We start from the raw sequence: 8,404 nt of genomic DNA, 5'->3' as shown, positions 1-8,404 counted from the left end.
GTCGATTGAGGAGGAGATCGATCCGTCGCCGCCGCCGACGATCACCATAGGCACACCCGCCACGACCGCCTTGTGCACCTCGTCCGGCACGTGCGCGGGATTCCTCACCGCTTTGGCGATACTCAGTTCCACGCCGGCCGCCTTGAGCAGCCGGCTGGCCTCGCGAAAGGCGTGCTGGCCCTTACGCGACTTGGTGTTGACGATCAGGGCGGCGGTACGGGGAAGCTTGCTCACCCCGCCCAAACGCGCGCCTTACCGTTTCGGATGCGTCACTCTTCCCACTGGAACAACGCATCGACCGTCGTGTCGAACAGCCGCGCGATCCGGAACGCGGCTTCCAGCGAGGGCGAATAATGGCGCTGCTCGATCGCCGCCACCGTCTGGCGGGTCAGGCCGATCGCGGTGCCGAGCTCGCTCTGCGTCATCCCCCGCGCCTCGCGTTCGGCGCGGACATTGTTCGCGATCGGGAACATCAGGCGGCCTTGTGGTGCGAGATCAGGAACACCGCCTGGCGCACGCATTCCGCCACCACGATCGCAAGCAGGACGGCATTGCCCATATCCGGCCCGCTCGCGCCGATATGCAAAGTCGCGATCGCGGCCAGCCCGCCCACGATCAGCAGATAATAGCCGACCCGGGTCGCGCGCTGATCGAAGAAGCGCTCGCGCTCGTCCATCGCATCATATTTGTCGGACGACGTACCCGCGATGACGATGTGTCCGACGATCTGGATGAGCGCGAGCAACAGCACCGCGCCGCCGAGATGCAAAGCCGGATTGGGGTGCGTGCCGTCATGACGATGGATCATCAACGTGACGAAGTACCAGCCATAGACCAATGCCATGCTGGCTAGCGAAAGCAGCGCACTCTTGTAGCGAAACGACATGATCCTACTCCGTGTCAAAAATCTTTGACACGGAGTAGGACGGCCAACGACGGGTGTCAAATATTTTGAACATCGCGTACTCAGCGGTCTGAGTTGATGTTATGGAGCATCGACTCACCGCTGAGGAGCTGGCAGCGTTCGAGGGCGCGCCACCTGACCTAGATCAAATGGGCGTCGCGCTTCTATCGAGCGAAGGTCGATGGAGGGGGATACGCCGCTTATGATCGCCACGGTTTACGTAGATGAATCCTACGGCGATACGTCCCGACTTTTGGTCGGAGGGCTGCTTTCATCTTGGCACAAGTGGCTAGGCTTCACGCTGGCTTGGAACAGCCTGCTTGACCGCGCCGAAGTGCCCTACGCCCACTACCTGGAGATGGATCGCAACAAGGGGCCGTATGCGGATCGCACGGTTTGGAACCGTGGGCGCAAGAGCGCCTTCTTACAGGTCCAATATGACCTAATGCGGGACTGGTGTCAGATGGGGCTTACCGTCTCGATAGACACCCAATTATACAACGATGTTTATCGGGCCAATTTCCCTAAGGGGCATTCCCCGGATTCCGCCTATGGCATCGCGTCGAAAGAGTTGATCGTGAACGCGCAGCGTCACGCCAATGAGTATTTTTCTGACGTGGAATCGCTCAATTTTGTCTGGGAGAGGGGTCACCAGAACCTCCCCAACGTGCAGCAGATATTTTTCGAAATGAAGGACAGCCTCGGCGACAAGGCTAAGTCGCTCGGAAATTTCATCCCGCTGTCGCGCACGGAGGCGGTAGCCCTCCAATTGATCGATCAACTTGCGGTAGCTGCGAGACGCACAGAATCGCAGGCGAAAAAGAAGAAGCTTTTCGCCGACGTGCCGCAAGGTGCAGATCTAGCGACCGTAGAAGGTTTACTCGCTCCGAGCGAAACGTTCCCAATCTTCTATCACGAACTGACAGAAGAACGGCTGCTTTGGCATAGGGAGCATAAGGTCGAGATGAACCAGCTGATCCGGCAGGCGAGGCGAAACCGCTAGCTATTAGCCGAAGCGCGATGCGAAACTAGAATTACGGTGACAGTGCACTTATTCGACAGGAATTTGGCGCACTGTGACCGCAACCCCTATCATCACTTTGGCTTCCTTGGTGCGCGCTTGCGCCGACGCAAGTATAGCTCAGCGGCAGTCCAAAAAACCGCCAGCGCCACGCCCATCGTTATGGCTGGCCAATAGCCGATATGAAACCTGATAGTGATCCCGATGAGCACCAAAAGAGCGGCAAGGAAGCCGAAATCTCGAATCACTCTGGCTTCTCCGGCACGGGCTTCCGCGCTTCGCGACCCAAATTGACCATCGCGCTCAACGCCGCCCGAACGCCCGATCGATCTTTTGATCGGTGCTGTACTGGCTGAGCGCGTAGACCGCCCAGATCGCCGCCGGCAGCCAGCCGATCACGGTGAGTTGCAGCAACAGGCAGACGATGCCGGCGCCGGGCCGGCCGATCGTGAAGAATAACAGCCACGGCAGCAGAAGGGCGACGATCAGGCGCATGCTTTATCCTCCCGAGAGAGGATCGAGATTAAGCGTGCGCCAGGGCAAATGGCAATCCTGCCGCTCCGTTCCCACCCACTGCATTATCAGATCGCTCGATCGGCTTATTTGCGCAGCTTCCCGCGTGCCGCCGCTTTTGGATCGATCCGGATCAAACTGCCGTTCACATAGTCGGTCAGCCAGACCGAGCCGTGTCCGAAGCGCAACGAGTCACCGCCCGGCCCCATCCACTGCACCAGCGGTCGATCCGTGCGCGCGTCGATCAGGGTGAGCGGCACGCCAAGCGCGGTCACGAAGACCATGTCGTCGCCATAGGCAATGTCACCGCCCGAGCCCGGCAGGCCGAGGGGTATGGACGCGGTAACGAGGCGGGTTTTCGCATCGATGCGCGTCACCGTGCCGTCGCCCTGGTTCATCGTCCAGATTGCGCCGCCCCCTGCGGTGAGGAACCGCGGGCGCGGGCCTGTCGCGGTCGTGCCGATGATATCCCCGGTGCGCGCGTCGACCGCGGTGACGAGATCATGATCGGTGCTGCTGATCCATACGATATCGCCATCGACGATCGGGACCTGCGAGCCGGTGGCGATCTCGATGCGCCGAACGGGCTGATCGGTCTTCGGGTCGATCGCGACAAGCGTCTTGCCGTCGACGACGAACCAGATCGCGTCCTTGCCCGCCGCGATACCGCCCTCCGCCGGCGGCCCCATCGGGATCGTGGCGACGATGCGGCCGCTGGCGGCGTCGATCCGCACGACGGAATAGGCCTTCTCGCCACAGATCGGCACCCACAGGCTATCGAAACCCGCAGCGAGACCAGCGCAAGCGGCACCCGGCAACGCGACCGTAGCGGTATCCGCGTTGGTAGCGGGATCGATGCGGTGGACGACGTTGGGCCCCTTGCCCGCGACCCACACGGAATCCGTGTCGATCGCCACCCAATCCGCATCGAGCTTCGCCACCGGGAATGTGGCGAGGCGCGAGAGCGCGGCAACGGAGCGCTGGATCGCCGGCAATCCGGGCTTGGCCACCGGCTCACCGCTGGCGATGCCAGTCCAAAGCGATACGGCGAGGAGGAACGCGGCGGCGCGCTTCATAGCGAGCCGCCGCATGGCAGACGCATGCACCGACCACAGGCATTACCGGTCAGGCAAGGTTGACGATCCGACATAGCGGAAACATCAATATTATTATCATTTGAGTCAATCGTAATACCATCACGCCGTTCCCGGTTTGGAAGAAGGCGCGGCATGGATCGGGGGCGGATGCCCGTGGGGCAATGTCCGTGGCAGCAGGCCCACCAGCCGGCGCGAGCCGTAGCGGCGCTTTTGACGCGCTCAGATCGCGATGGGCGCCCCGGTGATCGCGCTGTAGCCGGCATAGCCCAGCAGCCCCACGCCGACGCTCAGCGAGAAAGCCATCAGCACCCAGCCGAACAGGCTGAGCAAGGGTGGGTTATTGCGGGCCTCGCGCCGGTTGCGGCTGGTGCTGGCCATGACGAAGGTGGCGATAACGCCATAGGTAAGCGCGGCGAACTCGAACATTACTAAGATCCCCCCGGACCGGATACTGGGTGCGGAAAACTATAGTTAACGCCCCCGCTTTACGGATGCGTTAATGGCGCGGCGCGGGCAAGACGATTTGCCGCCAAAACGGCGCGGCTCGGCGCATGTGTTAGCCGTCATGCCAGCGGACGCTGGCATCCATCTCCTGTCGGTTCCGCGCGATCGACGGTCGGGTGATGGACCCCAGCTTTCGCTGGGGTGACGGCTAAGGGGTGACGGCTAAAGGACGCGATGCTTTCGTCGGGGCGCATCTGGCTTTAGGAAGCGCCCATGAGTCACGCTGCTTCCTATCCCGCGCTTCGTCTCCGCCGCACCCGTTCGGCCGCATGGAGCCGCGCGATGGTCGCCGAGAACACATTGTCGCCCGCCAACCTGATCTGGCCCCTGTTCGTGACCGAGGGTTCGGGCGTCGAAGAACCGATCGCCACGCTTCCCGGCGTATCGCGCTGGTCGGTCGACAATATCGTCGCGCGCGCCAAGGAAGCGCAGGCGCTCGGCATCCCCTGCATCGCGCTCTTCCCCAACACGCCGCGCGAACTGCGCACCGAACGCGGCGAGGAAGCGCTCAATCCCGACAATCTGATGTGCCGCGCGATCAAGGCGATTGCTGACGGCGTGCCCGATATCGGCATCCTCACCGACGTCGCGCTCGATCCCTATACCGCGCACGGCCATGATGGCGTGGTCGATGCGCGGGGCCGCGTGCTCAACGACGATACGATGAAGATCCTCGTCGATCAGGCTTTGGTCCAGGCGCGCGCCGGCGCCAGCATCATCGCGCCGTCGGACATGATGGACGGCCGCGTCGGCGCGATCCGCGCCGCGCTGGAGGCCGAAGGTTTCCACGACGTCCAGATCATGGCCTATGCCGCCAAATATGCCTCGGCCTTCTACGGCCCGTTCCGCGACGCGGTCGGCTCGGGCGGGCTCTTGAAGGGCGACAAACGCGGCTACCAGATGGACCCGGCCAATGCCGAAGAGGCGTTGCGCGAGGTCGCGCTGGATCTGGCCGAGGGCGCGGACACGGTGATGGTCAAGCCCGGTTTGCCCTATCTCGACATCATCCGCCGCGTGAAGGAACGGTTCGAAGTGCCGGTGTTCGCTTATCAGGTGTCGGGCGAGTATGCGATGATCGAGGCCGCCGTCGCCGCCGGCGCGGGCGACCGCGACGCGCTCGTGCTGGAGACGTTGATGGCCTTCCGCCGGGCGGGCTGTTCGGGGGTGCTCACCTACCATGCCGCGCACGCGGCGCGCCTGCTCGCGCGGTGATCGAGACCGAGCGCCTTCTCCTGCGGAGTTGGCGTGAGGCGGATCGCGTACCCTTTTTCGATCTGTGCCAGTCGCACGCGGTGATGGCCTGCCTCGGCGGCCCCGCCAGCGCGGAGCAGGTCGATGCCTCGCTCGGCCGCATGGAGGCGTCGCAAGCGAAGAACGGCTTTTGCTTCTGGGCGGTCGAACGCAAGGCTGACGGCGCGTTCCTCGGCTTTTGCGGGCTCAAGATCGCCGACACCGCGGGCGCGCCGATCGAGGGCGAGATCGAGATCGGCTGGCGGTTGCGCGAAGCGGATTGGGGCCATGGCTATATGCGCGAGGCGGCGCTGGCGACGTTGCGCTGGGTATGGGCGCACCAGGACCAGAAGCGCGTGATCGCGATGACCGTGCCCGCCAACCGCCGCAGCTGGGGCCTGATGGAGCGGATCGGCATGACGCGCCGCCCCGAACTCGATTTCGGCCATCCGTTGTTTCCGGAGAACCACCCGCTCCACCGCCATATCGTCTATGCGGCGGACCGGCCTAGATCCTAGCCTCGTCATTCCCGCGCACGCGGGAATCCCGCTGCCTTTAAATGTAAGAAGAAGCGGGATTCCCGCTTTCGCGGGAATGACGGGAAATTATCCCAGTTTCTGATTCAACGCCGCGACGGCGTCGGCCTCTTTAGTCTCCAGCGCGGTCACCTCGGTCGCGGCGGTATCGATCGCGGCGCGGTTGCCGGGCGCGGCATTGGCCGGATCGTCGCGCAGCGCGTCGATCGCGGCGGCGGCATCGCGGACGGCCGCGCGCGCGGATGCGAGCGCGGTCACCGCCTCCTGCGCCTCGACCCAGGCATCGCTGCCCTGCGCCGCGCCCGATGCGCGCGCGACCGCCTTTTCCGTCTCGGCATGCTGGGCGATGAAAGCCCTGTCGCCCGCCTGCGCGGCGGCGACCTGCGCCGCGATCTTCGCGTGGAGCGCGGGATCGACCGGCGTGTCGGCCTCGATCGAGCTGGTCAGGGGCATGTCGATCGGCTGTTTCTCGACCGCGCGCGGCATCAGCGACGGTGCCGAAACCTCGGCTCCGCACCCGGCGAGCGAAAGCGCGGTGGCGGAAAGCAGGATGATATGGGTCATGCGCACCCGGGCGGCCCTAGTCTGGCCGCCAGATGCACGCAACATGCGCGAGTTCGGGGTTGCGCCCCCCCGATCACTCGCTTAGGGGGAGCGTCCTCACGCGCCCGTAGCTCAGCTGGATAGAGCATCAGACTACGAATCTGAGGGTCGGACGTTCGAATCGTTCCGGGCGCGCCACTTTCCTTATCGCTGAAACTAAGGCCTGCGCGTTTGCGCTGGCCCGAAAGCCGTATTAGCCAGCCGCCATGGACAATGACGAGGTCGCGCGGCGACGGAACATAGCGGACGCCGCGGATCCCCAATTTCTGCCCTGGTCCGATCCCCGCTCGCTCCACGCCGTGTGGGACGGCCGCGCCAAGCGCGCCGCCACCTATATCCCCGCCGGTTCGCGCGTGCTGGATCTCGGCTGCGGCGCGATGGCGCTGGAACGCTATCTGGCCGAAGGCTGCACCTATCAGCCGTGCGATCTGGTCGCGCGCGACGCGCGCACCCTGGTGTGCGATTTCAACGAGGGCGAATTTCCCGTAGGTTTCGATTGCGACGTCGTCAGCGTGCTCGGCGTGCTTGAATATGTCGCCGACGTTCCCGCGTTCCTGGCCAAAGTGCGCGCGCTGAATTGCCCGGTCGTGCTCAGCTACAGCGCGAGCGATCGGCCCGGCTACGCGACCCGCGCGCCTTGGGTCAACGCTTACACGCAGGCCGAGTTCATCGCGGTCTGCGCCGCCGCGGGCTTTTCCCATTATGTCGGCGCGCCGATAAAGAACGCGCAGATATTGCTGCGGCTGGAGCCGGATCCGGTGGCACCCCAACCCACGGAAGATGCGCAAGCGGCAATGCTTCGTCTCGCGGCGGGGATGATCCCCGCTTATTCGCGCGTGCTCGGCATCGGGCCGGACAGCCGCGCGCTGGAAGCGCTGCTTCCTATCGGCTGCGCGTACGAATCCGCCGATACCGTACCCGCCGAGACGATGGCGGACATCGTCGTCCTGCTGCGATCGGACGACGCGTTGGCGGCCGCGGCCCGCAGTCTCGGCCAGCCGCTCGTCTGCGCGTGGCCGGCAACCGGGCTGGACGCCCCCGATCTGGTCGCGCTCGGCGAGACCATGAAAGGCGCCGGCTTTCGCCTGCAATGCGCGGAGCAGGCCACGCCTGCGCTCTGCCTGCTCAAATTCGTGCCCGAACCGTATGCGGCGGAAGCGCCCGGCACAACCAAGCGCGTGCTTGTCCTGTCCTATTACAACATCGCCAATTTCGGCGACCGGCTCGGCTATCACGTCCTCAACAGCGTGCTGCCCGCCGATGCCGAGGTCACCTATGGGACGCTCCATCCGTGGAGCGTGCCCGACCGCGATTTCGACCTCCTGATCCTCGGCATCGGCAACAGCCTGATGGCGCGCGATGCGCTCATGCCCGAACTGGACGCGCTGATCGATCGGATACCGCACGCGATCGGCATTTTCGGCACCCATTTTCGCGATCAGTTTCTTCCGCCCGAACGGGCGGCGGCGCTCGATACCTTGCTCGGCAAGCTCACCACCTGGTGGGCGCGTTACGAGGAGGACATATTGGCCTTCGGCCGCGGGCGAGCCAATGTACGCCATCTCGGCGACTGGCTGATCGCGGCCTTCCCGATGGCGGTTCCAACGCAGGACAAGGGCCTCACCATCCCCGCCGAAATCCTCGGCCAGGAAGTCCCGCTCGACCGCACCATCCAGCGGATCCAGGCCTATCGCGCCGTCTCCAGCGCACGCCTCCACACCTTGCTGTGCGCGCTTACCAGCGCCGACCACGTCCTTTATCAAGAGCAGCGCGTCAGCGACGATCCCACCAAGGAATCGGGCAAATTCCGCTCGATGCTGGTCGATATCTTCGGTCGCACGTTCGAGGAGGGGCAGCTCTTCGCCGTCGATCGCGATGCGGTCATCCGCTACAAAAAGAAGGTCGAGGCCAACCTCGCTGACCTGCGCGAAGAATTGTCCAGCCTGCTCGAATAGGTCGATCGCACACGAATAGGCTGATGGCGTGGCTTCTTGGC

At 64.2% G+C, this 8,404-nt stretch carries 11 protein-coding genes and 1 tRNA gene; 5 read left to right on the top strand and 7 right to left on the bottom strand.

Features of this window, described 5'->3' with window-relative positions; translation table 11 throughout:
• The 3 genes from VK533_RS13995 to VK533_RS13985 all read right to left on the bottom strand — a co-directional run.
• On the bottom strand, positions 1-234 hold a 234-nt coding region (locus VK533_RS13995; RefSeq protein WP_324378686.1), incomplete at its 3' end, for a diacylglycerol kinase family protein.
• Positions 235-269: 35 nt separating this feature from the next.
• Positions 270-473, bottom strand: a complete 204-nt coding sequence (locus VK533_RS13990) for a helix-turn-helix transcriptional regulator (protein WP_324378684.1) — start codon at positions 471-473, stop codon at positions 270-272.
• Positions 473-886, bottom strand: coding sequence for a hypothetical protein (locus VK533_RS13985; protein ID WP_324378682.1), 414 nt, complete (start codon positions 884-886; stop codon positions 473-475). The genes VK533_RS13990 and VK533_RS13985 overlap by 1 nt, the downstream gene beginning before the upstream one ends.
• 220 nt (positions 887-1,106) lie before the next feature.
• On the opposite strand from VK533_RS13985, the gene VK533_RS13980 reads away from it, so the two are divergent.
• A complete protein-coding gene (locus tag VK533_RS13980; RefSeq protein WP_324378680.1) occupies positions 1,107-1,907 on the top strand; it encodes a hypothetical protein in 801 nt (266 codons plus the stop codon).
• Between the two features lie 321 nt (positions 1,908-2,228).
• Here the strand turns inward: VK533_RS13980 and VK533_RS13975 are convergent, their stop codons facing one another.
• The 3 genes from VK533_RS13975 to VK533_RS13965 form a co-directional block, all read right to left on the bottom strand.
• Positions 2,229-2,420, bottom strand: coding sequence for a YqaE/Pmp3 family membrane protein (locus VK533_RS13975; protein ID WP_324378678.1), 192 nt, complete (start codon positions 2,418-2,420; stop codon positions 2,229-2,231).
• 104 nt (positions 2,421-2,524) lie between these two features.
• Complete coding sequence (locus VK533_RS13970; protein WP_324378676.1) at positions 2,525-3,529, bottom strand: PQQ-binding-like beta-propeller repeat protein; 1,005 nt, start codon at positions 3,527-3,529, stop codon at positions 2,525-2,527.
• 225 nt (positions 3,530-3,754) lie between these two features.
• Positions 3,755-3,961, bottom strand: coding sequence for a hypothetical protein (locus VK533_RS13965; RefSeq protein ID WP_324378674.1), 207 nt, complete (start codon positions 3,959-3,961; stop codon positions 3,755-3,757).
• Between the two features lie 291 nt (positions 3,962-4,252).
• Here VK533_RS13965 and hemB point away from each other — a divergent pair, with 291 nt between their 5' ends.
• Positions 4,253-5,251, top strand: a complete 999-nt coding sequence (gene hemB, locus VK533_RS13960) for a porphobilinogen synthase (RefSeq protein WP_324378672.1) — start codon at positions 4,253-4,255, stop codon at positions 5,249-5,251.
• Complete coding sequence (locus tag VK533_RS13955; protein ID WP_324378670.1) at positions 5,248-5,787, top strand: GNAT family N-acetyltransferase; 540 nt, start codon at positions 5,248-5,250, stop codon at positions 5,785-5,787. Before hemB ends, VK533_RS13955 begins: the two co-directional genes overlap by 4 nt.
• 87 nt (positions 5,788-5,874) lie before the next feature.
• Here the strand turns inward: VK533_RS13955 and VK533_RS13950 are convergent, their stop codons facing one another.
• Entirely contained in the window at positions 5,875-6,369 is a 495-nt protein-coding gene (locus tag VK533_RS13950) for a hypothetical protein (RefSeq protein WP_324378668.1), read from the bottom strand.
• Between the two features lie 100 nt (positions 6,370-6,469).
• Between VK533_RS13950 and VK533_RS13945 the strand changes: the two genes are divergently transcribed.
• A tRNA-Arg gene (locus VK533_RS13945) sits at positions 6,470-6,546 on the top strand.
• A 68-nt stretch (positions 6,547-6,614) separates the two neighbouring features.
• A complete protein-coding gene (locus tag VK533_RS13940) occupies positions 6,615-8,363 on the top strand; it encodes a class I SAM-dependent methyltransferase (protein ID WP_324378666.1) in 1,749 nt (582 codons plus the stop codon).
• Positions 8,364-8,404 lie beyond the last annotated feature (41 nt).

It is taken from the genome of Sphingomonas sp. (genome assembly GCF_035317925.1).
GTDB lineage: Bacteria > Pseudomonadota > Alphaproteobacteria > Sphingomonadales > Sphingomonadaceae > Sphingomonas_I.
Note: the sequence above shows the minus strand (reverse complement) of the source record. Positions and strands in the feature narration are given on the sequence as shown.